Origin of the sequence: Paracoccus kondratievae (genome assembly GCF_009301415.1) — a bacterium.
GTDB classification, from domain to species: domain Bacteria; phylum Pseudomonadota; class Alphaproteobacteria; order Rhodobacterales; family Rhodobacteraceae; genus Paracoccus; species Paracoccus kondratievae.
This window is the reverse complement of record NZ_CP045073.1, coordinates 1215828-1239144: the sequence shown is the minus strand read 5'-3', so window position 1 is coordinate 1239144 and position 23317 is coordinate 1215828. Positions and strand designations below refer to the sequence as shown.

Genomic DNA, 23317 nt, shown 5'->3' with positions numbered 1-23317 from the left:
GCGGGGTCGGGGGCCCCGCACCCATGCCTCAGACGTAGGTCGCCTTAAGGCGCTTCTCGGCCTCGGCCAGGTCCTTGGGAGGCTTGGTCGGCTCGAGACCGATCAGACGGGCAATGTTGTTGCCCAGATAATCTTCCAGAATGTCCTCGCTCAGGTTCATCCCCTGCGGCTCGGGCGAGCAGAGAACCTCCAGTTCCCGCAACCACATGCCGGGGTTGTTCGGCGGCGAGTCGGTGCCAAACACGATCTTGTGCGGCGGCAGCTGCTTGGCGAACTCAACGATCCGCGACTGGAAGCACCAGCCGGATTCGCAATAGACGTTGGGTGTGTCCATCGCCATCCAGAAGGCCTCGAAACTATAGTTCCCGCCAGTCTGGATACCGAAATGGCCAATGATAAAGTTGACCATCGGGAATTCGCGGATGATCGGATAAAACTGGGTCGGGATGGAATAGGGACCATCCCCGGTGTGAATCAGCACCACCACGCCCAGTTCTGCGCATTTCCGCATTGCCGGACGCAACCATTCCAATGCGCGATCAGGACGATAGCCATGCATGTTGGAATGCAGCTTCAGCATCCTGAAGCCGTATTCCTTGACATGAAACTCCAGTTCGGCGGCACCGTTTTCCGGCCCCCAGCGCGGGTTGAAGGTAAAGTTGCCGATAAAGCGGTCAGGATATTTCTGGCAAAGCTCGGCAACGTAGGACATGTAGTCGCGGATGCCCTCGCGGCCGCGGCGGTTCCCATCCCGATAGCCGGTATTTCCGGGCGGCGGCTGGATAAAGCCCATGTCGATCCGGCGCGGCTTGCCGTTGATCATATAGGGGCCGTCCATGAGTTTCAGCATACGCTCGCCGGTAAAGGGCTCGCCCGTGTGCCGCCATGCCTCATCCACCAGATTGGTAGGATGCAGGTGCGTGTCGATGATCATTGTCGCTCTCCGAAGATCTCAGACGAGGGTGGCGAGGTAGTGCCGGTTCTCAATGCCGTGGCGTTCGAGTTCGGCTACCGCGTCCTCATAGGTCGCAGGATGGGGGGTCGGCTCGATGCCGATCATCCGCGCCAGGTTGTTGCCCAGGTAATCCTCAAGCGTGGCCTCATCGAGGTTCATGCCCTGCGGCGGTTCATGGCAAAGAACCTCAAGCAGGTTCAGCCACATGCCGGGTTCATTCGGCGGCGTATCCGAACCGTAAAGGATCTTGTGCGTTGGCAATTCCTTGGCGAATTCTACGATCCGCGACTGCAGGCACCAGGCGGTTTCGCAATAGACGTTGGGCAGTTCCATCGCCCACTGGAAGGGCTCGAAACAATAGACCCCGCCGGTCTGCACACCGAAATGCGCCATGATGAAATTGATCTGCGGGTATTCCTTGATCAGCGGAATCCATTCGGTCGGGATCGAGTAGGGACCGTCCCCGGTGTGAACCTTGACCAGCACGCCCAGCTCGGCACATTTGTCAAGCGCGGGGCGCAACCAGTCCTTGGCCCGGTCAGGCCGATAGGCGTGCATGTTCGCCTGGAACTGCACCATCTTAAAACCATGTTCGGTGACATAGCGCCCGATCGCCTCGACACCGTTCTGCACGCCGCAGCGCGGGTTATAGACGAAGCAGCCGATGAAGCGATCCGGGTATTTCTGAACCATCTTCAGCGTATAGGCCATGTATCTGTCGATGGACTCGCGCCCTGAAAGTTCGCCGTCGGTCCAGGTGTAGATGGTGTTGCCTTGCGGCGGCTGGATAAAGGCCTTGTCGATGCGGCGCGGCTTTCCGTTGATCGTATAGGGGCCGTCCATCATCTGGATCAGGCGTTCACCGCTGAACGGCTCGCCATCGTGCTGCCATGCCAGATCAACCAGATCGGTCGGATAGCAGCTAGTGTCGATGATCATGCTTGGTCTCCTTCTGCTCGGCTCCGCTGTGGGGCCGATGGACAAGAAAACCGCCGTGCCCATCCCATGACGGACCGCTTGCAGCGCCCGCGCCTGACTTGCGCCGAACAACTTTTCCCGACAGTGGCGATTTCCTTCAGGCCAAGGTTGGCATCACATCACCCATTCGTATAATATCGCTTTCATGTGATGGTGAGATGTTTTGAATATGGACCTTGCCGATCTGCGTCCCTTCAACCTGCGCACACTGCGCTACTTTCTCGTGCTGGCCGAGGAACTGCATTTCGGCCGTGCTGCCGCACGTCTGAACATGTCCCAACCACCGCTAAGCCAGCAGATTCGCCAGCTGGAGGCCGACCTGGGCGCCGCGCTGTTTTTGCGCAGCCATCACCATGTCGAGCTGACCCCCGCCGGACATGCGTTTCTTGAACAGGCGCCGCTGGTCTTTCAGCAGCTGGAAAAGGCAGTTACGACCGCCCGCCGTACTGCAAGCGGCCAGATCGGACGGCTGGAGATTGGTGTCATCAGTTCATCCCTGGTCGGCGTGGTGCCTGCCGCACTGGAAACCTTTCGTGAGCGCCATCCGGAGGTTGAGTGGCGCCTGCACGAACTGACACCGGCACGCCAGATCGAGGGCTTGCTTGAACGGCGGATCGATATCTGCCTGTTCCGCATGCCCCCCGCCCGCGAAGGTCTGCATCGCGAGTTGATTCAGCAGGAAAAGCTGATGATCGCCCTGCCCCGAACCCACCCGTTGACCGAACGCGAGGCGATGGCGTTGACCGAACTGAAAGAGCAACCCTTTGTCATGTTCGGTCTGCGACAGTCGCATTTTGCCGACTATCTTTACCAATGCTGCGTCAAGGCAGGGTTTGCACCGCAGATCCGCCAGCAGGTGCTTGAGGTGCAGTCGCTGCTCAGCCTTGTCGCCGCGAACATGGGGGTGGCCCTGTTACCGGCCAGCATGGCATCGCTTGCCCCTCAGAACGTGGTATTCCGCGACATTATCTCGGCGCCCCGAATTCCGCTTTACGCCATCTATCGTCAGGACGACCCCTCACCAACGCTGGAAGGTTTCCTGTCGGTCATCCGCGAGCTGGTCAGCAAAGAGCAGGCGGCGCAGGACAGCGACCGCCACCCCTAGCACTTGCCTCATCTCCGGGCGGCAAGCCGCGATCACTACAGGTTCAGCAAGCCCTTTTGCCGCAGGATAAAGACCAGCTCAGGATACCGACGACGATCTTGGTCCACCAGCTCGACAGCGTGCCGTCAAAGACGATGCAAGTCTGGATCAGCCCCATGGTCAGCACACCGACCAGCGTGCCAAAGACATGGCCCGCTCCGCCTGTCAGCAGGGCTCCTCCGATCACCACAGCGGTGATGGCGGTCAGTTCCGTCGACATGTTGTGCCTGAACGCGGTCTATCCGCTGGTCGAAGGCCAGATCCTCGATTTTTGCGAAGGCAAAGATGCCGTTCTGATCGTCGAGGAAGGCCAGCCCAATTTCATCGAACAGGCTATCGGTCACATGCTCTACAAGGCCGGCGCCCGGGTCACCTTGCAGGGCAAGGGGATGCTGCCGATGGGGGGTGAATATAACGGTCAGGTGCTGGTCGATGCGCTGGGGCTGTTTCTTGAGACCCATGCCCCCGAGCTGCTGCCTGTCGCCAAACAGGCGGTGAATGAGCCGGCAACACCGATCCCGGATATCTCGGCCAAGCTGCCCTCACGGCCACCCGGCTTCTGCACCGGCTGTCCCGAGCGCCCGATCTTTGCCGCCACCAAGCTCGTGCAAGAAGAGTTGGGGCCGCACCATATCTCGTCCGATATCGGCTGCCACCTGTTCTCGATCATGCCGCCCTTTGACATCGGGGCCACGACCATGGGTTATGGCCTTGGCCCGGCCTCGGCGGCAGCCCTGCGCAACAAGGACCCAAAGGGCAAACGCTCAATCTCTTTCGTGGGCGACGGCGGTTTCTGGCACAACGGCCTGACCTCTTCGATCGGAAACGCGGTCTTTAACAAGAATGACGGCGTGATCGTCATCGTGGACAATTTCTACTCATCGGCCACGGGCGGGCAGGATATCCTGTCCTCGCGCGCTGACAACCCGACCAAAACGACGCAAAACCCCATCATCGACGCCGTAAAGGGCATGGGTGTCAACTGGGTGCGCCAGATCGACCGCACCTATGACGTGACCCTGATGCGCGACACGATGAAAGAGGCGCTCGCCTCGGATGCCGAAGGGCCAAAGGTCATCATCGCCTCGTCGGAATGCATGTTGAACAAGCAGCGCCGCGAAAAGCCCTTGCTGGCCCGGGCAGCAAAGGACGGCAAGCGTGTGGTAAAGCCCCGCTTTGGCGTGGATGAGGACATTTGCACCGGTGATCACGCCTGCATGCGGTTGTCGGGCTGTCCGTCGCTGTCAGTCAAGGACACGGGCGATCCCCTGCGCGATGACCCCGTAGCCAGCATCGACCAAAGCTGTGTCGGCTGCGGCAACTGCGGCGAGGTCGCTGATGCAGCCGTGCTTTGCCCAAGCTTCTGGCAGGCCGAGCTGGTCTCGAACCCCACGCGCGGCGAATCGCGGCTGGCACGTTTCGCGCAGCGCATCATCACCCGGCTGCAAGCGCGCCGCGAAGCCCGCCGCATCGTCTTTCAATGAGGCCCGCCATGAATATCCAAACCGGCAAGCCAGCTCCGCGCATCGCCCGCCGTTCGCCCGGTCCCGACGGAGAGGGGATCATTACCCTGGCCGCTCTGGCGGTTGGGGGTCAGGGCGGCGGCGTGCTGACCAACTGGATCGTGGAAGTAGCCGAAGAGAACGGCTGGCTTGCACAATCCACCTCGGTGGCAGGCGTGGCGCAACGCACCGGCGCGACCATCTATTATGTCGAGATGTGCCGCGATACGGGCCGCCAACCGGTCTTTGCGCTGTCCCCGGCGCCAGGCGATGTGGATATCCTGATGGCCTCGGAACTGGTCGAAGCCGGGCGGGCCGTGATGCGCGGCTTTGTAACGCCGGGCCGAACCACGCTGATCGCCTCGACCCACCGCATTCCGGCAGTGTCGGAAAAGATTGCACCGGGCGATGGTCGAACCGACAGCAGCGCCGTGATCAAGGCCATGGGCATTGCTGCCGATCATGTCGTCGCCTTCGACCTTGAGGCCTTGGCCAAGGAAAGCGGGACCGTGATTTCAGCCACGCTGCTGGGAGCGTTGGCAGGCTCGAACGCATTGCCTTTCCCGCGTGAAAGCTACGAAGAGGTGATCCGTCGTTCGGGCAAGACGGCCGAGGCGTCGCTACGCGGGTTCCGCCGGGCCTATGACTGCGCGACAGGCGCAGCGCCGCCGCCTCAGCCGCTGGCCGAGGACAAGGCAAAACCGGCGCTGGCGGTGCCTGCAAAGCTGAAAAAGCCCTGGCAGGCACTTGAAGCCCGTCTGCACACCTTGCCGACCGAGGTGCAAGAGATGGCCAGGCTCGGCCTGCAAAAGGTCGTCGATTATCAGGACATCGCCTATGGTGCCGAGTATCTCGACATGATCAAGCAGATCCACACACTTGATCACGCCCCTTTTGACATTACAATCGCTGCGGCTAAATACTGCGCGCGGGCGTTATGCTATGATGACATCTTGCGGGTCGCTGATCTGAAAACCCGTTCTTCACGCTTTCGCCGCATCCGGGCCGAGATTGGCACCACAGACGCCCAGCTTTTGCGACTGACAGAGTATTTTCACCCGCGTTTCGAAGAGTTCACCACCACCCTGCCACGCCGTCTGGGCCGCTGGTTACAAAACAAACCCGGAACCGCGGCCTTTTATACCCGCCATTTCGATAAGGGCCGCCGCATCCGCTCAAGCAGCCTTGGCGGATTTCTGGCGCTTTGGGTGGTGTCCACCCTTCGCCCGTGGCGGCGCTCGCTGCTACGCCATGAGACCGAGATGGCACATGTCCGCGACTGGTTCACGACCGTTCTAAGGCTGGCCAGGACCGACCGCGCTTTGGCAGCCGAGGTGCTGGCCAATTACCGCCTGATCAAGGGTTATTCCGATACGCATATGCGCGGGCTGTCGAAATTCGCCCGCGTGATGGGCAGCCTTTCGATGCTTGAGGGGCGAGCAGACGCGGCCGACTGGATGCGCCGCCTGCGTACTGCCGCCCTGGCGGATGAAAAAGGTAAGGCGTTGGACGGCGCGCTGACGACCGTTGCCTCTTTTGCCAAACCGGGTTGAGTGGCGCGCAGGTAAGGGTCTGGGCCGCCACATATTTTAAATCTGAAATATCTAAACATTAAACAAATATGCGACAGGGAAGCTGATGAAACCTCAGGGATCACCACCCGAAATTTCGATCGCAAAAAGCCATATCGTGGTCTTTCTATGCTGGCTTGCAATCTTTGCCGAAGGATATGACGTCGGAGTTCTGGGCGCGATATTGCCTTCGCTCGCCTCTGATCCCGTCTGGCAGCTGACGCCACTGCAACTGGGCGCAATGGGCAGCTATACCGTACTGGGCATGTTGGTTGGCGGAATTCTGGCCGGTACGCTAAGCGAACTTTACGGACGCAAGCCGCTGTTCATTGCCTGTCTGGCACTGTTTGCCGGTTGCATGGTGGCCAGCGCCCGTGCGCCTGATCCGACGACTTTCGGCATCAGTCGTTTCATCGCCGGGCTTGGGCTGGGCGGGATCATCCCCTGCGCCGCCGCACTGACCACCGAGTATTCGCCCAAACGCCGGAAAAGCTTTAACTACGGGCTGATGTATTCGGGCTATTCGGCCGGCATCCTCGCAGCCGCACTGGTCAGCCGGGCAAATGTCGAGGAACACGGCTGGCGGATGATGCTGATGATCGGTGCCTTTCCACTGATACTTCTGCCCATCTTTGCTATTTTTTTGCCGGAATCGCTGGAGTGGCTGGTCTCGCAAGGCCGCAAGGCACGGGCCGCAGAAACCGCGCGGCGCTGGAACATGCCGCTGCCCGCAGCGCCGGCAACGCGCGAGGCCGCGCCCGGCGTAATTCAGGTGATCTCGCGGATATTCGCCCGGGATCGCGCATTCGAGACCGCTTGTTTCTGGACAGCGCTTTTTGCCGGATTGCTGCTGGTCTACGGGCTAGGGCAATGGTTGCCGCAGATCATGCGTAAAAGCGGGTACGACCTGGGCAATAGCTTGCTTTTCCTGGCGGTCTTCAGCCTTAGTTCGGCCATTGGTGGAATTTTCCTGGGTAAGCTTGCCGACCGCTTCGGTGTACGGCGGGTGGTGGCGCTGTCCTATGGCGCGGGGGCGCTTGGCATCCTCGCCCTGAGCTTTCAGAATTCGTTGGTGGTGAACTATATCTTCGTCGCCCTCGCTGGGTTCGGCACCGTTGCGGCCTCGCTGATTTTGACCGGATTCCTCGCACAGCGTCTGGACCCGGACATCCGTGCGGCTGGGACGGGTTGGGCGCTAAGCTTTTCGCGGATCGGAGCACTTTGCGGACCGATGCTGGGGGGCGCAATCGCTGCTTATGACATGCCACCAGCCGCACGGATGTCCGATCCCTCCCGCCGTTCTCCCCGCACGGTTTTTCCGATGCTGTTGAACAGCAGCGACAGGGGTTTTGGCGCGCGACGTGTCGATATCCACACCTTCAGGCCGTGTTGATGAAAGGGGCTCCGCTGTTCTGCGACCTGTGATTCAGGCGCATCTCCACGAGGGAGACGAGCTTGGCACGCAACCTGATATCCCACAATGAATGAACTTTCTGCGAGGGGGTCACTCGCGCTGTCCGGCATCCGGACAGGCATAAGCCTGCAGCTCATCATCTTGTTATTGATTCAATTTTCCGGATCACGCTGATGAGCGCGCCAGGTCCTGTTCCATGCGAGCATCGGCCTGGGCCGCCGGAAACACCGATGCCCCGCCCGACGGTGATTGAGGTTGCGGATCTCTTACCTGCTCTTCAAGAGAAGGTGCCAGCCGCGCCGCACAGAAGCCTGGCATTGCCGGATGAGATCCCGGCGCCGTCATCATCCGGCATGGGTATCCTACCCCCCTCATCAGGCCAATCTTCCGGGGCGACAAACGGGGCATACGGCCCGTAGCCGCACCGCAGCAGTGCCCGTGAAGCGTCAGATAGCGGAGGTGCAGACCTCCTGTTGCCGGGCCTTTTCAGGCATGGCGACCTGAAACGCCTCCAATGCCGAACATGCCGCCAAAACCGCATCAACGCGCGAGAGATGCTGAAACTCTACCCCCCAGCGGCTGGCGTTATATAGCTGCGGGATCAGCACACAATCGGCCATCCCCGGTTGATCGCCATAGCAGAAACGCCCGGTAAAACCCGGATGGTCCAGCAAGCGCTCAATCGTTTCAAGGCCGCGGGCAATGTTATCACGGTTCCATGCGGCACGTGCCCCGGGTCCGGCCAGATCCCCGACGCGCGCCAGAACTCCAAGGTTCGAAATGGGGTGAATCTCGCAGGCCACGGCAAGCGCCAATGCCCGAACATGTGCCCGCGCCTTGGCGTCTTGGGGCAGCAAGGGCGGCTCAGGCCGGGTTTCCTCAAGATATTCAAGGATCGCCAGTGATTGCGTCAGGCGCAGCCCATCTGTTTCAAGCACCGGCACCAACCCTTGCGGGTTCCGCGCCAGATGTTCAGCGTCCCGCTGCGCACCGGAAAGCAGATCGACCGGCACCCGCTGATAGGCGATGCCCTTCAGCGCCAGCGCAATCCGCACCCTGCAGGATGCGGATGAGCGCCAGTAATCATAGAGTACGACGCTCATGGTTTCGCAGGCAGGATCTTGCCTGTGCACGGGCCAAAGCCGATGCAATAGCCGTCGCCCCGGGCATGGGCAAAGAGGTCAATCTCATCCCCGTCCTCAATGAAAGTGCGCGGCGCACCGTTGACCATGACCGGAGTCTTGCCACCCTCGGTCATCTCAAGAAGCGCCCCGGTTGCGTCCCGGGTTGGCCCCGAGATCGTACCCGAGCCAAGAAGGTCCCCCACCCGCAGCGGACAGCCCGAGCTGCTGTGATGGGCAAGCTGTTGGGCGCTGGAATAATACATGACGTTGTAATTCGTCCGCCCCATCACCTGCCCGTTCATGGTCCAGCCGACCTGCAGGTCATAAAACCCCGGCCGGGCCTCTTGCAGATAGGGCAGCAGCGGGTTCACCCGCTCGGCCCCGGGACTGCGGAACGGCTCCAGCGCTGCCTGCGTCACCACCCATGCCCCGATGGTCGTACCAAGCGCCTTGGCCTGAAACGGACCAAGCGGCTGGTATTCCCAAGCTTGAATATCCCGCGCCGACCAGTCGTTTAGCAGGACATAGCCAAAGATCATCGCTTCTGCTTTTTCGACGCTGACCCGTTCGCCCATGGTGCTGTCCGCACCGACGATGGCGCCCAGTTCAAGCTCAAGGTCCAGCCGCCTGCACGGCGCCCAATCCGGGCCCGCCTCTCCGCGAATCTGTCCCATCGGCCGCCGGATCGGCGTTCCCGAGACCACGACCGAAGAGGCCCGGCCGTTATAGCCGATGGGCATATGCGTCCATTGCGGCGGCAAGGCATTTTCAGGACCGCGAAACAGCACCCCGACATTGAAGGCATGGTTTTTCGAGGCGTAGAAATCGGTGAACCCGGTCACACGGATCGGCAGATGCATCTGTGCCTTGGCCATTGGGACCAAGGGCAGCTGAGTGCCCGAGTTTTCGGCCAGAAGTTCGGTCAGACGCGCCCGCACCCTGTCCCATTCGGCCCGCCCCAGCGCCATGAACCCGTTAAGCTGCGGCTGCGAGAATGTTCCCCCCGCATCCAGCAGCCCCAGCGCCTCGCAGGCAGCCAGATCGACGATCATATCGCCAATAGCCGCCCCGCAGCGCGGCGCAGTGCCGGTGGTTGAAAATACGCCATAAGGCAGGTTGTTTAGAGGAAAGGGGCAATCCGCCCCGTTGGCGCTTTCCACCCAGGACCGCAGCAAAGCCAAATCCGGCCTCCTTCTATGATTTTCCGATTGCCGCGACGGCGTCACTTGATGCCGGGCGTACCGTCGAATTTCTTTTCAAGCTGTTGCCAGACCTCGATATATTCCTGTTGCAGCGGCGCTTCGTTCGCGGCGAATGCGGTCAGATGCTGCGGAAAGCGGGTCTCGAACATAAAGGACATGGTGTTGTCCAGCTTTTCGGGTTTCAGTTCGGCATTGCTGGCCCCCTCGAACGCGTCGCGGTCAGGGCCATGGGGCAACATGCAGTTATGCAGGCTGATCCCGCCCGGGGCAAAGCCCTGAGGCTTGGCGTCATAGATGCCGTAGATATTGCCCATCAGCTCGGACATGATGTTGCGGTGGTACCACGGCGGGCGGAAGCTGTGTTCGGCCACCATCCAACGTTCGCGGAACAACACGAAGTCGATGTTGGCCACCCCCTCTTGCCCCGAAGGCGCGGTCAGCACGGTGAAAATCGACGGGTCAGGATGGTCGAACAGGATAGCACCGACCGGGGAATAGCTGCGCAGGTCGTATTTGTAAGGGCAGTAATTGCCATGCCAGGCGACAACGTCCAGCGGGCTGTGGTCAATCCAGGTTTCATGGAAGCGGCCACACCATTTGACCACCAGTCGCGAACGGGTTTCCCGATCCTCGAAAGCCGCGACAGGGCATTTAAAGTCGCGCGGATTGGCAAGGCAGTTCGCACCGATTGGCCCGCGGTTCGGCAGGGTAAAGGTCTGGCCGTAGTTTTCGCAGACAAACCCGCGGCATGGCCCCTCCAGCACCTCGACCCGGAAGATCAGACCGCGCGGGATGATGGCGATCTCTTTCGGCTCGACGTCGATCACGCCCAGTTCGGTGCAAAAGCGCAGCCGTCCTTCTTGCGGCACGACCAGCAACTCACCATCGGCGGAAAAGAAATATTCGTCCTGCATCGAGCGCGTGACCAGATAGACATGGCTTGCCATGCCAACCTGCAGGTTGACATCCCCCGCCGTCGTCATGGTCCGCATGCCGGTCAGCCAGGTCAGATCCTGATCCGAACCCGGCAGCGGAATCGGGTCCCAGCGATACTGGCCGAGGCTGGCAATATCGGGCAGCACGTTCGGCGCGGTCTGCCAATAGGGCAGCTCGATCGGGTCGAAACGCCCGGTATGGCGAACCGAGGGGCGGATACGATAGCACCAGGTCCGCTCGGGATGCGGGCGGGTAAAGGCCGTGCCGGAAAGCTGTTCGGCATAAAGTCCATAGGCGCATTTCTGCGGGCTGTTCTGACCCTGCGGCAATGCGCCCGGCAACGCCTCGGTTTCGAAATCATTGCCAAAGCCCGGCATGTAACCGTCATGGGTGCCAGTGACGACAGTAGCGCGGGTCATGCCCTGAGGCAGTGGATGCCGGGTCATATTCTCCTCCCTGTCAGATCATTGCTATTGCAACAAATATGCCGTTGCATCAGCAACGATGTCAACTGATATCTGCGCCTTCATTGTTCCTTGTTGCGAACGCAACGGCTTTCTGCTGTCCTGCCCATCAAGGAGAAGCAGCACATATGGCATTCAATCTTGATCAATTCCTGCCCTATCGCCTTAGCGTTGCCGCTGCTCAGGTCAGCCGCCGCTTTGCCGGCCGCTATGCAGCCGAGGCGGGACTGACTGTCCCCGAATGGCGGGTGCTGGCGCATCTGTACCACTCGGGCGCGGTCAGTGTGCGCGACATCAACGTCCGGGTGAACCTCGACAAGTCGATGGTCAGCCGTGCCGCCTCCCGCCTGCAAGAGGCGGGCTGGGTGCGCAAATCGGAAAACGACACCGACCGCAGACTGGTGGTGCTGGAACTGACCGCCGAAGGTCGGGCCCTGATGACCCGCCTGACCCGCGTCGCCGAGGATTTTCAAGCCGAGCTGCTGAAAGAGCTGGGTTCAGATGCCGAGGGAATAGACCGGGCTTTGACCAAAATCATCGCGAAAGGTGGCGCTGACTAGCCCGTCTGCTGCATCTGGCCCAGGCGCGAAGATGGGCTGGCCGCCCCGGATCCGGACCGATCCACCTCAGCGATGCCCTGCGCCAGCGCGCCCCGATCCGCAGCAGACATCGCGTTGAGTATCTGGTTCGCCCGCGTCTCGACAGCACCAAAGGCGCGGCTGAACAGATCGCGCCCCGCATCAGTGATGGCATGATTGCGCGAGCGGCGCTCCGAGCCGAGAACCGAGTGCGTGATCAGACCCTTTTCCTCTGGCCGCGATGCCGCACGGCTGACCTGCACCTTGTCAGGCAAAGTACGCTGAGACAGTCGCAGCGAATCCAGCGAACCGGCATCTTTCAGCAGAAACGGCAACCGCCATTCCTCGCGCGGGAAAACGTGCTTGTGTCCATAAACGGCAACAAGCTGGCGCGAAAAGCCCCGGCCACCACAGCTGGCTGATAAGGGAAAAAGGTCCCGATACGCATGACACACCCGCAAAATGTTTTCTTGGAAAGTTCGTCCGTCGCATGCGGACTGATCTTTTCATGCCCCGGCGAGCCGCCGGGCTCCCGCCGCTGGTCAACTTGTCGCAAGCGCGGACAAATCCGGGCAAGGCCACCGCTTATGAAACCAGCCGATTGCGACGGCTCGGTGACAGGCCTGCAACATCACTCGCAAGCCCCGGCATGAGACCTGCGAGTGATGACAGTTTAGGCCTGCCGCCCTTTACACAGCCGCTGATTGCCCGACGACATATCCAAAGGTCAGCCCCGGACCCAAGGTGCTGCCCGGGCCGGGATAAGCACCGGACATGATCGAGTTGATACCGTTCCCGCAAGCATAAAGGCCGGGTATGACTTTGCCTTGCCTGTCCCTGACCTCACCCTTTGCCGTGATGTCGGGCTCCATCGAGGTGCCGATGTCGCCGGGGTAGATCTCGACGGCATAGAACGGCCCCTCAAGCGGGCGCAGACAGGGGTTTGGCCGATGTTCGGCATCGCCCAGATAGCGCTGATAGCTGGTCGATCCCTTGCCGAATTCGGGACCTTCGCCACGGGCTGCAGCCTCATTGAATCGGGTCAGAGTTTCGATCAGCGCCGGGGCAGCGATACCACATTGCCGGGCCAGCCCCTCGGGCATCTGGCGGTATGGGGGCCAAAACGCGCCGGAAACGCATGCGCCGCGCCCAGCCCATGACGCCGGATCGCCCGATGATCGGCAATCAACCGGGCGGATTTCTGCCCCTCGGCTAAAAGCTTGGCTATCAGGCGCTGTACGAAATCATGCTAGCTTGACGCCTCATTGACAAAGCGTCGACCATCATGGCCAACAGCGATCACGCCGGTCTTGGCGCGATCCAGAAACAGATGCGGGAACGGCCGCATTGATCCATCAGCATTGCGCAGCAGCAAAACCGGGGGCCAGAAACCGCCGTTAGGGTTCGTATCCACAAAATTCGCACCGAAGGCCGCGGCCGCGGCGATCCCGCCGCCCGTGCCGGAAACCGGCGACATCGAGTAATGCAGCAGGCCGCGTCTGACATGGTCAAAGCTTTGCGCCCGGCGCGCCACATCATGCGGATAGCCGTCCTCAGCCAGACGATGCGCAATCGCCCGCCCTATGCCTGAGCCTGCGCCGGCTCCGATTGCGGTCGGAAGTGTTTGAGAAGTCGTGATTTGCCAGTTGGTATGCAGTGGATAGGCTAAGGCAAAAGGGCTGGATCAGTTCACGCCAAAGATGGTGTCATCAACCTTGGCATAGATCTTTATGCACGAGGCGTGCGATGGCCTCGATATCGTTGCGATCAACCCCTTCCAGCAGTTCGGATCATTTGCGGGCCAGTGCCGGATATTCGTCGATGACCGGGGTCGGATCGTCGATGCCGCGCTGTTTCATCGTACGTTTGGTCAGTCCCGCCAACATCCCGTCCTGGAACTCTTTCAGCCTGGCCTCAATTGCGGGCGACGCGTCCGAGACGATCACCCCGCGACCCCCGCCCCCCTTCGGCGCCGAAGCCACGCCTTGCTGGTAAGCCACCTGAGACCGGGCAAGCGCAAGCCCCGTCCGATCCAGAATGGCGCGCCAGTCCTGCGGTGAAAGGCTGGCCCAGAAATCACGATCAAGCACAGGACACGCCGGGATCAACGCCCTATGGCGCAAAATCTGTGCAGAATTGCGCGGAAGTTCTCGCGCCTGAATACTGGCGGACAGCAAAAATTCTGGGCCTTGAAAGCCCCGCGTTCATGACCGACCCGCCGCCGATCTGCCAAACCCTCTGCCATTCCGGCCGCTTGCAGGTCACCTGCGAAATGGCCTTTGGGTTAGTCCCTTAGTGCTACTTCGCGGGGAGGAGGCTCGTCCGGCATAGCCGTTTATGTGAAGCTCGTGGCGGGGGAGAGATGATGAACCAACTGGACAGGCCTGCCGGAAATCCCGTTGCCACGCTGGTGAGCGAGGTTTCAGCAGGGCTGATCGGCCATCACCAGATGGTCGAACGGCTGGTGATCGCCTTGCTTGCCGGGGGGCATGTGCTGCTGGAGGGGCCGCCCGGCATTGCCAAAACCCGTGCGGTCAAGCAGCTTGCCTCGCATTTGCCCGGCAAACACGCACGCATTCAGTGTACGCCTGACCTGCTGCCTTCGGACTTGACCGGCACGCAGGTTTTCCGCGCCGATACGGGCGGCTTTGATTTCGTGCCCGGCCCGCTGTTTCATTCGCTGGTGCTGGTCGATGAGATCAATCGCGCGCCGCCAAAAGTACAGTCAGCCTTGCTAGAGGCGATGGCTGAACATCAGGTGACCACTGGCGGCACGACAAGGCCCTTACCTGATCCATTCATGGTGGTGGCAACGCAAAACCCCATCGAGCATGAAGGCACATTTCCGCTGCCCGAGGCGCAGATGGACCGTTTTCTGCTGCACCTGTTTCTGGACATGCCGGGGGCTGAGGCCGAGCGGGCAATCCTTGATCTGGTCGAGGCCGAGACACTGACGCCCGTGTCAGCCATTCAGCCGGTGATTGCCGATGCTGACATCCATGCCGCGCGGCAGGCAGTTGCCGGGATCCATCTGGCCCCGGCACTCAAGGACTTTATCGTCCGGCTGGTGATGGCAACCCGCGCAGGGGGTGAGGTTGCAGACCGGATCGAACATCCCGTCTCGCCCCGTGGCACGCTTGCCCTGGCTGCCGCCGGGCGTGCCCGTGCCTGGCTGCATGGGCGCGATCATGTGCTGCCCGAAGACGTCGAGGATCTGGCCGAGGATGCCCTGGCCCATCGCCTGATCCCGAACTGGCAGGCCGCCAGCGAAGGGTGGAATGGCCGCAGCTTGATTGCCGAGATCCTGTGCAAGGTGCGGCCATGGTAGCAGCCGCATTGGACCATCCGGGGCTGCGTCTTACCGCTGCAGAACTGATTGCGCTGCGTCCTGCGTTCAGGCCCGCCCGACACCGTCCTGCGGGTGCGCGCCCCGGAGCAATTCCGGCGCGGGTCGCAGGTCAGGGCATGGACCTGCGCGAGATCAGGGCCTTTGCCGAGGGGGACGACCAGCGCCGCATAGATCCCGGAGCAACCGCCCGGACGGGTCAGCTTCATGTCCGCAGCTTTCATGAGGATCGCGATGACACGAGGCTGCTGATCGTCGATTTTCGTCATCAGATGCTATGGGGCACGGGGTCGGCGCTACGCTCGGTCCGGGCGGCGCGGTGGCTGGCCCGGATCGGCTGGCAGGCGGTGGCACAAGGGGCGTCGGTCGCGCTGATGGCGGTCAAGGAGGGGGCACCGGCGTTGCTGTCCGCAGGGACGGGCACGCCCCAAATGCTTGCGCTGTCTCAGGCCATGGCGCAGGCCCATGATGCGGCGCTGGCCCTTGGATCGGGTCAGTCCAGCCTTGCGACGGCGCTGGTTCAGGCACGGCGCATGGTCCCGCCGGGCGGGCAGGTGCATCTGGCGACCGGCCCCGACGGGTTGGCCGGGGCTGACGCAGCCTTGTCGCAACTGGCGCGGGGGCGGGTGATACGCGTGCACGTGATCCTTGATCCTGCCGAGACCTCTCCGCCCCGAACGGCGCTGTCGGTGCGCCACGGACATGCCGCACGCCATGGACGGCTGTCCCCGCTGGACTGCGGGGCCTTGCTTGCCCATCTGCACAGCCTTGGCGCCAAAGCCCGGGCGGTTTCACCCGATGACACGGGCTGAACTGATCGCTGCACTGTCGCCAAGCCGCCTGCCGCCCTCGACATTGGTGCTGGGCTGGCGCGAGGCGGTGGCACTGTTCGGTCTGGGGCTTCTGGCCGGGGCTTTGCTGATCTGGTTGCTTTCACCGATCCTGACGCATCGCCGCTCAGTCCGCACCCGCATTCGCGCGACGCGCGGGCTAGAGCCCGAAGAGCGGCTGCTTGTCATCGCCCGCATTCTTGGCCGCCTGCCACGGGCACTGCGCCCCGCGGCTTATGGTGCGGCGCCCATGCCCCCAGCGGATGAGATCGAGCGACTGGCAAGGAGCCGCGAATGAGCTTTGCCTGGCCGCTGGCCTTTCTGCTTTTGCCCGTACCGCTGTTGATCCGTTTGCTGCCGCCAGCGTCCGTGCAGACCGGGTTGCGGGTGCCCGAGCATATTTTCGCAGGCGTCACCGCTGAAAGACGGGCGGGACGCAGCTGGTTGCCAGCCGGGCTGGCCTGGGTGTTGCTGGTGATTGCGATTGCAGGGCCTCAGGTCAGCCGAACCAGCGATATGCTGCCTGCTTCGGGACGCGATATCGTGCTGGCCATTGATCTGTCGGGCAGTATGCGGAAAGAGGATTTCCACCTCGACGGTCAGCCGATTTCCCGGCTGGATGCGGTTAAACGCAGTGCCTCGCGTTTTGTCGCAGCGCGGCGGGGGGACCGGATCGGGCTGGCGATCTTTGGCGACCGTGCCTATTTCGCCCAGCCGCTGACCTTTGACGTCGACGCTGTCGCACGTGCCGTCGATGAGGCCCAGATCGGGATCTCGGGGCGCGGAACGGCAATATCGGACGGGCTGGGCCTGGCGATCAAGCGGCTTGCCGCCAGCGAGGCGCCGACACGGGTTATCGTTCTGCTGTCGGACGGTGTCGATACCACGGGCAAGGTGCGCGCGGCCGATGCGGCCCGGTTGGCGGCAAGCCACGGTATCCGCATTCATACCATCGCGCTTGGTCCCGAAGATCTGGAAAACCAGCCTAACTCCCGCGACGCGGTAGATACGAAAGCCTTGCGCGAAGTGGCCAGTCTTGGCGGCGGCACCGCCTTTCGTGTGCGTGACATGAACGATCTTGAGGCGATGGCCGCCAGTCTGGATCAGCTTGAGCCGAACCCGGCCGAGCGTCCGCCAATGCGTTACTGGCATTCGCTGTGGTTCTGGCCGGGCGCGGTGGCGCTGATCCTGATGATGCTGATCTGCTGGAGGCGCGAATGATCCTGCTGCGCCCCCTGTGGCTTCTGGCCCTTGCTGCGCTGGTCCTGCTTGCGCTGGCGATCTGGCGGCGCGGACCAGATGCGGGCGGCTGGCAAGCTGTGCTGCCACCCCATATGCGACGGGGCATGGCGGCACTGGGTCAGCTTGGCGCGGGTACGGACCGCGCGCGATACCTGCCTTTGGCCGGGGCTGCCGCGCTGATGCTGGGGCTTGCCGGGCCTGCAGTGCAGCGGGCCAAGGCGCCGGTCTTTGCCCAAAGCGATGCGGTCGTGATTGCGCTGGACATGTCTTCTTCGGTCGCTGATGGGCCGGGGCTTAAGGACGCGCAGGCGGCCGCAGCAGGGTTGCTGGCGCAGCTTGCGGGCCGTCCAGTCGGGCTGATCCTTTATGCGGGCGAGGCCTACCTGATCGCCGCCCCGACCCAAGACCCCGCGACGCTTGAGACCCAGATCGCGGTGCTGGACGCGGAAACCATGCCCGACGAAGGTTCGCATCCCGCTGCCGCTCTGGCCATGGCAGGGCAATTGCTGCGCGGGTTGCGGCGGGCGGATCTGGTGCTGATTTCGGATGGCGGCGGCATTGATCAGGCAGCGCAGGCCGAGGCCGCGCGGCTGCAATCCGGCGGGGTGCGGATTTCGGCGCTGACAGTCGCGGGCAATCCGCCCTCGGATCCCGAGGCGCTGCGGACGATCGCCAACGGCCCTGTCGCCCGCTTTGACGACCCCTATCGGGTGGCTCGCTCGCTGGCCTCTTCGGGGTTGGATCGTGACCCGGCGCTTCGCTCGCAGCAGTATTACGATCTGGGACCGTGGCTTGCGCTGTTGGCGCTGCTGTCTTTGCTGCTTCGTTTCCGGAGGCTGGCATGAGAATACCTGTCCTGTTGACCGCCGGCATCATCTGCCTTGCCCTGGCCGGACCCCAGGCGCTGGGTCGGCTGGCCCTGCTGGGCGGAATGCCGGGGCTTGCCGTGCCATTGCTGTCAGATCCCGTCGAAAAGGGCGTCGCGCTGTATCGCGCGGGACAATATGACCGTGCAGATAAGGCGTTTGCCGCTTCGGGGCGCAGCCAGACCTATAATCGCGGGCTTAGCCTTGCTGCCATTGGGAACTATCCGCTGTCTGTGGCCTATTTCGATGCGGTTCTGTTCTCTAACCCCGCTGACGCCGAGGCGCGCCACAACCGCGACCTGGTCAGCGCGATGTATCCGCCAGCCCGCGGTGAAAGCGTGGTCCCGGGGCGCATCCGTGGCTATGGGGGCCTTGGACCTGGGGAAGAGATGCAGCAGTCCTCGGGGGATATTCAGGACCCCGAAACACGGCGCAAGGTTGATGCGGGCGGGATCGTTGCAAGTGACGACTGGCTGGCCACCATCAGGGATGATCCGGGAGAGTTCCTTAAGCTGCGTCTGAAATCGGAATATGATCGCCGCCTTGGCCAAGGCCTTATCCGGCCGCGGGAGGCTGAGCCATGGTGATCCGCGCGCTGCTGTTGTTGCTTTTGACGACGCTGCCAGCAATGTCGGACAGTCTGCGCCTGCTCATACCCGAGATGCGTCCTGTGGTCGGCGAGATGATCCCCGTGACCATCCGCGGCGAATACACCGGCTCTGTCACGCTGGAAAAGATGGTTTTCCCGGACTCCCCCGCCTATGACTGGGTGCAAACCGCCCGTGACCGGTGGGTGGATGAACGGGTGGACGGCACCCTTTATCGCGTCTTTGAGCGGAGGGTCGCCGTCTTTCCACGTCATGCCGGCACTTTGACCATTGGACCGGTTACACATCATCTGACCAAGGCCGAAGGTACGTCCCGGATCGCAGTCAATGTTGAGGCGCAGCCTGTGACGCGCGCTGTGACACCCTATCCCGGCTCGGGCCGGGCGTTGGCGGCCCGCAATGTGACGGTCAGGGATGAGTTTTCGGCCAATCCCTCGCAGCTTGGCCCGTCCGAATCCTTTACCCGGCGGATCACGCTGATTGCTGAGGGCAGCATGGCCCATCTGTTACCTGCACGCCCGACAATCCGCGAACCATGGCTGATCAGCTTTGCCGCCCCCGAGCTGCGAGAGACGCGGCTGACGGCGCAAGGTCCGGTCGCGGTCGCCGTGTGGGAGTGGACGCTGCGCCCGCATACCGGCGAAACCGGTTCGCTGACCCCGCTGCGCTTTCCCTGGTTCAACACCCAGATCCGCGAAATGCGCGGTGCTGTTACCCTGCCGGTCGAGATCGGGATCGCGGGCTTTGGCAACAATATTGGCGGGCAGGCGTTCTCATCACGGACAATGGCCGTTCAGATGGGTGCCTTTGCCTTGGCGGGGCTGGTTGTTGGGATGGTCGCAGCACTGGTCGGGCGCGCGCCCGCACCCGGACGTCTGGTGGCTCAGATACGCCGCCTGCTGCCCAACCCCAAGGGGCGCGCCCTGCGAAAGGCCGCGCGGACTGGCGATCTGATGGCTTTGCGCGCCGCAGCCGAAGCATTCGTCATGGCCGAGGTCCGGTTGGGCCGGACGGTCAACCCCAGGCCGCTGCGCGATCTGGACGAAGAACTGTTCTCCGGCAGGCAAGCCGGTACATTCGACCGGCGCGATTTCCTGAGGAGGATCGGCGCGTAGGTTGGCGACAGTTTGGTAATCCTCTCGGTTGGGTCCAAACCACGGTCAGCGCCTGCGGCCGATCTTTCAGGGTTTCTGACCACCGGGTCGCAAAACGTCCGGTGGCCGATACACAAACGATCAGGCGGATCAGGCCCTCAGATACTCAGATGCTTTAGCACCGTTTCTCTCGACTCGGCGTTGCAGGCACCTTCGTCGACGATTTGACCCAACTTCATGACCGCCCAGCGATCCGCCACGCTGAGTGCGAAATCAAGATTCTGCTCGACCACCAGAATACTGATCCCGCGTCGTTCGCGCTCGGTCTTCAGGGCGGTTGCAATGCGCTGAACCACGCTGGGCTGTATCCCCTCAGAGATTTCGTCGATCAGTAAAAGATCGGGTTCGTTCATCAGGGCGCGCGCCAGGATGAGCATCTTTTGCTCACCCCCAGACAAGGTGCCTGCCAACTGTTCCAACCGTTCAAGCAGAAAGGGAAAGCTGCGCCCAACATTCTGCAAGGCCTTGGCCAGATCGCGATCATGACGCAAAGCAAGTCGCAGATTGTCACGGATCGAGAGGTCCTGAAACAAGGGCAGCTCTTGCGGCGCATATCCCACCCCATGCGCCAAAAGCCAGGCGGGCGGCTTGCCGTCGACCGGGCTGCCATCAAGCATGATGCGGCCCGCGCGCGTCTGGATCAGGCCCATCACGGTCTTTAGCAGCGTGGTTTTGCCCATGCCATTGCGCCCCATCAGGGCAAGAATCTCGCCCCGGCACAAAGTCAGCGCAACCCCTTGCAGGATATCGGTCTCGCCATAGCCAGATGTCAGGGCCTCGATCGTCAGCCTGTTGTCAGTCATGGGCCATCCCCGAATAGATCGAGCGTACAAGCTCTGAGTTCACGACCTCTTCGACAGAGCCATCCATCACCAGTCGACCCTGGTGAAGCACGACGAGCCGCTGCGAGATTTCCTTTACGAAATCAATATCATGCTCGATAAGGATCGCGGCGTAGCCCAGGTTTTGCGTCAGTCGCTTCAACACCTCGCCGATCAACGTCCGCTCGGCCTTGGTCAGACCTGCGGTAGGCTCGTCCAACAGGATCAGCCGGGGCTGCATGGCGACGACCATCGCCAGCTCCAGGCTTTGCCGCATCCCGTGAGAAAGTCCGCTGACCGGTTCGCCCAGTTTCTTGTTCAGGCCCGTCAGCGCAAGGATCTCCAGCGCGGCTGACGGCAGTTCGATCGTCGAGGCGCGATGCCACAGGCTGGGCCGTTCATGGGTCGTGCGTGCAAGGCGCAGACATTCAGCGACGGTCATGCTTTCAAAGACACTTGCGACCTGAAATTTGCGACCGATGCCCAGTGCGACGATATCTTCGGGCGGGCGGCCGGCAATGTCCTTATCGACCACGGTGATATTGCCCTCGATAGTCTCTGTCCCGTCCGAAAGGCAGCGCAGCAGAGTGGTCTTGCCGGCACCGTTTGGTCCGACCACCGAGATCAGCTCACCGGGTCTGACCTTCAAATCAATGCCATCAAGCACGACAAAATTGCCATAAGCCTTGCGCAGCCCCGAAACCGTAAGCAGCGCATCGCGGCCGCTTTCCTGCCTTTGATCCGGCAGGGCGACCAGTGCCGGTGCTGCCCCGCTGTGCTTGCGCCGGGGAAGAAGCCCCACAAGACCGCGCGGGACAAACAGGATCATCGCCACGAAAAGGACGCCGATGATCAGTTGCCAGACATAGGGCATGCTGCCCGACAGTTGGGCGCCCAGATAGTCGATGCCGATTGCGCCAAGGGCTGGCCCAAAGATCGAGGCCCTGCCGCCCAGTGCGGTCCAGACGATCATTTGTGTACCAAAACCAAAGCCCGCAATCTCGGGTGCGACGATGCGCCCGGCATTGGCGTAAAGAAAACCGCACAGCCCGGCGATTCCACCCAGCACGGTCATCAGCAGGATCTGCACCTTTTGGGTGCGGATACCCAGGTAAGCCGCGCGCAGGGGATTGTCCCGAATGGCGACGAGAACCCGCCCCGCATCCGAACGAACGATGATCCAGGACAGAGCAGCAAACAGGATCAGTGCCACCCCAGCAAGGCGGAAGTAATTGGCCGCGCCAAGCTTCATCACCGGATACCCGACCAGCCCACTGGAAGAGCCGGTAAAACTGCCTCCGGCAAAGATGGCCTGCGTCAGCACGATCGGCACCACCAGCGAAATGACGGATGCGTAAAGCGGCGTCGACTTGTGGTAAAAGGACAGCCAGCCAACCAGTGCGGCCAGCACCATTGGCAGGATTACCGACAGGGCCAGGGCGAGCGCAAAGTTCTGCATGCCTCCGCCGATATGGGTCAGGATCAGGGCGGTTGCGTAAGCCCCGGCACCGAAAAAGGCGGACTGTCCGAATGTCAGGATGCCGGTATAGCCCCACAGCAGATCCACCGTGATCGCCATCATCGCGTAGATCATCGAGCGGGTCAGGACATTCTGCGTAAAGCGGTCCAGAAACAGCGGTCCCAGCAGCACCAGCGCCAAAGCCAGAGCGCCCAGCAGGAACAGCCCCGTCCCATGACGGGTAAACATACGGTCGGAAACGGCAAGGGAATGTGCGCGATCAGCCACGGGCAAAACCTTTCGGATGAAGTCGCAGTACGACGGCGCAAAGCACAGCTACGGTCACGCTGCCAAGGATGGGGCTGATCCATGTCGACACCAGCACCTGCGCTGCGCCAAAGCACAGACAGGCCAGTGCAAGTGCTGCGACCGAGGTGCCAGATACCATGACCAGCATGAACGCTCCGATCAGCCAGGAAATGCCCATGGTGGGATCAACACTGGAAAGGGGCGTCAGCAGGACCCCGGCCAGGGCTGCGATGGCCGAACCCAGCATAAAGGTGACCAGTCGCACTTGCGAAGTATTGATGCCCAATGCGCGTGCCAGCGTCTCATTCATGATGACTGCTTGCGCATTCAGGCCAAGGCGCGTGCGCTCAAGAACAAGGACGAAGGCCAGGCCCATGATGACCGCAGCGACCAGCAAAAACAGCCGGTAGCTGGAATATGGCATACCCAGCACGTCAACAGTTCCGGTGATAAGCGCGGGCGGCATCTGCATGTCCCGGCCAAACGTCAGGGTGATGATCTGGACGATCACCACGCCCAACCCCCATGTCGCAAGAATGGCGTCCAGGGAACGGCGATAAAGCGGGCGCACAATGGCGATCTCTGTGGCCGCGCCCAGCAGCCCGCCAACGAAAACGGCCAGCGGCAGCGACAGCCAGGGGCTGAACCCCATCCTGGTCGCGACCACGGTTGTGTAGGCGCCGATGGTCAGCCATGCGGCATGGGCGAAATTGATGATCTTGAGTACGCCGAATATGACGAACAGACCGGCAGAGACGATGAACAGCAGCGCTGCGGTCGTTGTTATGTCAAGTAATAGGGCCATGCGGTTCCC

General features: G+C 61.9%; 24 protein-coding genes and 1 pseudogene. 12 read left to right on the top strand and 13 right to left on the bottom strand.

Features of this window, described 5'->3' with window-relative positions; genetic code table 11:
* Positions 1 to 28: 28 nt before the first annotated feature.
* Complete coding sequence (locus F8A10_RS17495) at positions 29 to 934, bottom strand: amidohydrolase family protein (RefSeq protein WP_010394691.1); 906 nt, start codon at positions 932 to 934, stop codon at positions 29 to 31.
* Positions 935 to 952: 18 nt separating this feature from the next.
* On the bottom strand, positions 953 to 1894 hold the full coding sequence (locus F8A10_RS17490; protein ID WP_085502092.1) for an amidohydrolase family protein: 942 nt from the start codon (positions 1892 to 1894) through the stop codon (positions 953 to 955).
* A gap of 208 nt (positions 1895 to 2102) precedes the next feature.
* On the opposite strand from F8A10_RS17490, the gene F8A10_RS17485 reads away from it, so the two are divergent.
* Positions 2103 to 3038, top strand: a complete 936-nt coding sequence (locus tag F8A10_RS17485) for a LysR substrate-binding domain-containing protein (RefSeq protein WP_152368026.1) — start codon at positions 2103 to 2105, stop codon at positions 3036 to 3038.
* Between the two features lie 43 nt (positions 3039 to 3081).
* On the opposite strand, the gene F8A10_RS17480 is transcribed toward F8A10_RS17485, so the two are convergent.
* The gene (locus tag F8A10_RS17480) at positions 3082 to 3297 is read right to left on the bottom strand and encodes a hypothetical protein (RefSeq protein ID WP_227493478.1); all 216 of its coding nucleotides are present in this window, start codon (positions 3295 to 3297) and stop codon (positions 3082 to 3084) included.
* Between F8A10_RS17480 and F8A10_RS17475 the strand changes: the two are divergent.
* From F8A10_RS17475 to F8A10_RS17465, 3 genes and pseudogenes are all read left to right on the top strand, one after another.
* Positions 3284 to 4561: pseudogene (locus F8A10_RS17475) on the top strand (thiamine pyrophosphate-dependent enzyme); the annotation flags it as partial. The gene F8A10_RS17480 and the pseudogene F8A10_RS17475 sit on opposite strands and share 14 nt — an antisense overlap.
* 8 nt (positions 4562 to 4569) lie before the next feature.
* Positions 4570 to 6132, top strand: coding sequence for an indolepyruvate oxidoreductase subunit beta family protein (locus tag F8A10_RS17470; RefSeq protein ID WP_152368025.1), 1563 nt, complete (start codon positions 4570 to 4572; stop codon positions 6130 to 6132).
* 85 nt (positions 6133 to 6217) lie between these two features.
* A complete protein-coding gene (locus F8A10_RS17465) occupies positions 6218 to 7543 on the top strand; it encodes an MFS transporter (protein ID WP_227493477.1) in 1326 nt (441 codons plus the stop codon).
* Between the two features lie 467 nt (positions 7544 to 8010).
* Here the strand turns inward: F8A10_RS17465 and maiA are convergent, their stop codons facing one another.
* The 3 genes from maiA to hmgA are packed head-to-tail and all read right to left on the bottom strand — an operon-like array spanning position 8011 to position 11272.
* Positions 8011 to 8667 (bottom strand): maleylacetoacetate isomerase, encoded by a 657-nt coding sequence (gene maiA / locus F8A10_RS17460; protein WP_085502085.1) that lies wholly within the window; start codon positions 8665 to 8667, stop codon positions 8011 to 8013.
* Positions 8664 to 9869 carry a fumarylacetoacetase gene (fahA, locus tag F8A10_RS17455; RefSeq protein ID WP_152368024.1) on the bottom strand — a complete coding sequence of 402 codons (1206 nt, stop codon included), beginning with the start codon at positions 9867 to 9869 and terminating at the stop codon, positions 8664 to 8666. Before fahA ends, maiA begins: the two co-directional genes overlap by 4 nt.
* A 41-nt stretch (positions 9870 to 9910) precedes the next feature.
* The gene (gene hmgA, locus F8A10_RS17450) at positions 9911 to 11272 is read right to left on the bottom strand and encodes a homogentisate 1,2-dioxygenase (protein WP_010394708.1); all 1362 of its coding nucleotides are present in this window, start codon (positions 11270 to 11272) and stop codon (positions 9911 to 9913) included.
* A 146-nt stretch (positions 11273 to 11418) separates the two neighbouring features.
* Here hmgA and F8A10_RS17445 point away from each other — a divergent pair, with 146 nt between their 5' ends.
* A complete protein-coding gene (locus F8A10_RS17445) occupies positions 11419 to 11850 on the top strand; it encodes a MarR family winged helix-turn-helix transcriptional regulator (protein ID WP_152368023.1) in 432 nt (143 codons plus the stop codon).
* Here F8A10_RS17445 and F8A10_RS17440 read toward each other — a convergent pair.
* From F8A10_RS17440 to F8A10_RS17430, 4 genes are all read right to left on the bottom strand, one after another.
* Positions 11847 to 12203: a helix-turn-helix domain-containing protein gene (locus F8A10_RS17440; protein WP_227493476.1), complete on the bottom strand. Its 357-nt coding sequence runs from the start codon at positions 12201 to 12203 to the stop codon at positions 11847 to 11849. The two genes, F8A10_RS17445 and F8A10_RS17440, sit on opposite strands and share 4 nt — an antisense overlap.
* 354 nt (positions 12204 to 12557) lie before the next feature.
* Positions 12558 to 12971 carry an FAD-binding protein gene (locus F8A10_RS21575; protein WP_227493475.1) on the bottom strand — a complete coding sequence of 138 codons (414 nt, stop codon included), beginning with the start codon at positions 12969 to 12971 and terminating at the stop codon, positions 12558 to 12560.
* 146 nt (positions 12972 to 13117) lie between these two features.
* Complete coding sequence (locus F8A10_RS21570; protein WP_264675562.1) at positions 13118 to 13402, bottom strand: FAD-binding protein; 285 nt, start codon at positions 13400 to 13402, stop codon at positions 13118 to 13120.
* A gap of 256 nt (positions 13403 to 13658) precedes the next feature.
* Positions 13659 to 13958, bottom strand: coding sequence for a type 2 periplasmic-binding domain-containing protein (locus F8A10_RS17430; protein ID WP_152368021.1), 300 nt, complete (start codon positions 13956 to 13958; stop codon positions 13659 to 13661).
* Between the two features lie 275 nt (positions 13959 to 14233).
* Between F8A10_RS17430 and F8A10_RS17425 the strand changes: the two genes are divergently transcribed.
* The 7 genes from F8A10_RS17425 to F8A10_RS17395 are packed head-to-tail and all read left to right on the top strand — an operon-like array spanning position 14234 to position 19875.
* On the top strand, positions 14234 to 15196 hold the full coding sequence (locus tag F8A10_RS17425) for an AAA family ATPase (RefSeq protein WP_193668331.1): 963 nt from the start codon (positions 14234 to 14236) through the stop codon (positions 15194 to 15196).
* Positions 15190 to 16026 carry a DUF58 domain-containing protein gene (locus F8A10_RS17420; RefSeq protein WP_227493474.1) on the top strand — a complete coding sequence of 279 codons (837 nt, stop codon included), beginning with the start codon at positions 15190 to 15192 and terminating at the stop codon, positions 16024 to 16026. Before F8A10_RS17425 ends, F8A10_RS17420 begins: the two co-directional genes overlap by 7 nt.
* Entirely contained in the window at positions 16013 to 16342 is a 330-nt protein-coding gene (locus tag F8A10_RS17415) for a hypothetical protein (protein WP_152368019.1), read from the top strand. The genes F8A10_RS17420 and F8A10_RS17415 overlap by 14 nt, the downstream gene beginning before the upstream one ends.
* Positions 16339 to 17265 carry a VWA domain-containing protein gene (locus F8A10_RS17410; RefSeq protein WP_152368018.1) on the top strand — a complete coding sequence of 309 codons (927 nt, stop codon included), beginning with the start codon at positions 16339 to 16341 and terminating at the stop codon, positions 17263 to 17265. Before F8A10_RS17415 ends, F8A10_RS17410 begins: the two co-directional genes overlap by 4 nt.
* A complete protein-coding gene (locus F8A10_RS17405; RefSeq protein WP_152368017.1) occupies positions 17262 to 18131 on the top strand; it encodes a VWA domain-containing protein in 870 nt (289 codons plus the stop codon). Before F8A10_RS17410 ends, F8A10_RS17405 begins: the two co-directional genes overlap by 4 nt.
* A complete protein-coding gene (locus F8A10_RS17400) occupies positions 18128 to 18739 on the top strand; it encodes a tetratricopeptide repeat protein (RefSeq protein ID WP_029371728.1) in 612 nt (203 codons plus the stop codon). Before F8A10_RS17405 ends, F8A10_RS17400 begins: the two co-directional genes overlap by 4 nt.
* Positions 18733 to 19875: a BatD family protein gene (locus tag F8A10_RS17395; protein WP_085502078.1), complete on the top strand. Its 1143-nt coding sequence runs from the start codon at positions 18733 to 18735 to the stop codon at positions 19873 to 19875. The genes F8A10_RS17400 and F8A10_RS17395 overlap by 7 nt, the downstream gene beginning before the upstream one ends.
* 137 nt (positions 19876 to 20012) lie before the next feature.
* On the opposite strand, the gene F8A10_RS17390 is transcribed toward F8A10_RS17395, so the two are convergent.
* Genes F8A10_RS17390 through F8A10_RS17380 form a run of 3 tightly spaced genes read right to left on the bottom strand, consistent with a single transcriptional unit; the run spans position 20013 to position 23308 of the window.
* A complete protein-coding gene (locus F8A10_RS17390) occupies positions 20013 to 20717 on the bottom strand; it encodes an ABC transporter ATP-binding protein (RefSeq protein ID WP_152368016.1) in 705 nt (234 codons plus the stop codon).
* A complete protein-coding gene (locus tag F8A10_RS17385) occupies positions 20710 to 22482 on the bottom strand; it encodes a branched-chain amino acid ABC transporter ATP-binding protein/permease (RefSeq protein WP_227493473.1) in 1773 nt (590 codons plus the stop codon). Before F8A10_RS17385 ends, F8A10_RS17390 begins: the two co-directional genes overlap by 8 nt.
* Positions 22475 to 23308, bottom strand: a complete 834-nt coding sequence (locus F8A10_RS17380) for a branched-chain amino acid ABC transporter permease (RefSeq protein WP_010394738.1) — start codon at positions 23306 to 23308, stop codon at positions 22475 to 22477. The genes F8A10_RS17385 and F8A10_RS17380 overlap by 8 nt, the downstream gene beginning before the upstream one ends.
* Positions 23309 to 23317: the final 9 nt, after the last annotated feature.

Bases quoted from the DNA above. Each gene is read 5' to 3' on its own strand.
- F8A10_RS17495 (WP_010394691.1), bottom strand. From the start codon at position 934: ATGATCATCGACACGCACCTGCATCCTACCAATCTGGTGGATGAGGCA.
- F8A10_RS17490 (WP_085502092.1), bottom strand. From the start codon at position 1,894: ATGATCATCGACACTAGCTGCTATCCGACCGATCTGGTTGATCTGGCA.
- F8A10_RS17485 (WP_152368026.1), top strand. From the start codon at position 2,103: ATGGACCTTGCCGATCTGCGTCCCTTCAACCTGCGCACACTGCGCTAC.
- F8A10_RS17480 (WP_227493478.1), bottom strand. From the start codon at position 3,297: ATGTCGACGGAACTGACCGCCATCACCGCTGTGGTGATCGGAGGAGCC.
- F8A10_RS17470 (WP_152368025.1), top strand. From the start codon at position 4,570: ATGAATATCCAAACCGGCAAGCCAGCTCCGCGCATCGCCCGCCGTTCG.
- F8A10_RS17465 (WP_227493477.1), top strand. From the start codon at position 6,218: ATGAAACCTCAGGGATCACCACCCGAAATTTCGATCGCAAAAAGCCAT.
- maiA (WP_085502085.1), bottom strand. From the start codon at position 8,667: ATGAGCGTCGTACTCTATGATTACTGGCGCTCATCCGCATCCTGCAGG.
- hmgA (WP_010394708.1), bottom strand. From the start codon at position 11,272: ATGACCCGGCATCCACTGCCTCAGGGCATGACCCGCGCTACTGTCGTC.
- F8A10_RS17445 (WP_152368023.1), top strand. From the start codon at position 11,419: ATGGCATTCAATCTTGATCAATTCCTGCCCTATCGCCTTAGCGTTGCC.
- F8A10_RS21575 (WP_227493475.1), bottom strand. From the start codon at position 12,971: ATGCCCGAGGGGCTGGCCCGGCAATGTGGTATCGCTGCCCCGGCGCTG.
- F8A10_RS17425 (WP_193668331.1), top strand. From the start codon at position 14,234: ATGAACCAACTGGACAGGCCTGCCGGAAATCCCGTTGCCACGCTGGTG.
- F8A10_RS17420 (WP_227493474.1), top strand. From the start codon at position 15,190: ATGGTAGCAGCCGCATTGGACCATCCGGGGCTGCGTCTTACCGCTGCA.
- F8A10_RS17415 (WP_152368019.1), top strand. From the start codon at position 16,013: ATGACACGGGCTGAACTGATCGCTGCACTGTCGCCAAGCCGCCTGCCG.
- F8A10_RS17410 (WP_152368018.1), top strand. From the start codon at position 16,339: ATGAGCTTTGCCTGGCCGCTGGCCTTTCTGCTTTTGCCCGTACCGCTG.
- F8A10_RS17405 (WP_152368017.1), top strand. From the start codon at position 17,262: ATGATCCTGCTGCGCCCCCTGTGGCTTCTGGCCCTTGCTGCGCTGGTC.
- F8A10_RS17400 (WP_029371728.1), top strand. From the start codon at position 18,128: ATGAGAATACCTGTCCTGTTGACCGCCGGCATCATCTGCCTTGCCCTG.
- F8A10_RS17395 (WP_085502078.1), top strand. From the start codon at position 18,733: ATGGTGATCCGCGCGCTGCTGTTGTTGCTTTTGACGACGCTGCCAGCA.
- F8A10_RS17390 (WP_152368016.1), bottom strand. From the start codon at position 20,717: ATGACTGACAACAGGCTGACGATCGAGGCCCTGACATCTGGCTATGGC.
- F8A10_RS17380 (WP_010394738.1), bottom strand. From the start codon at position 23,308: ATGGCCCTATTACTTGACATAACAACGACCGCAGCGCTGCTGTTCATC.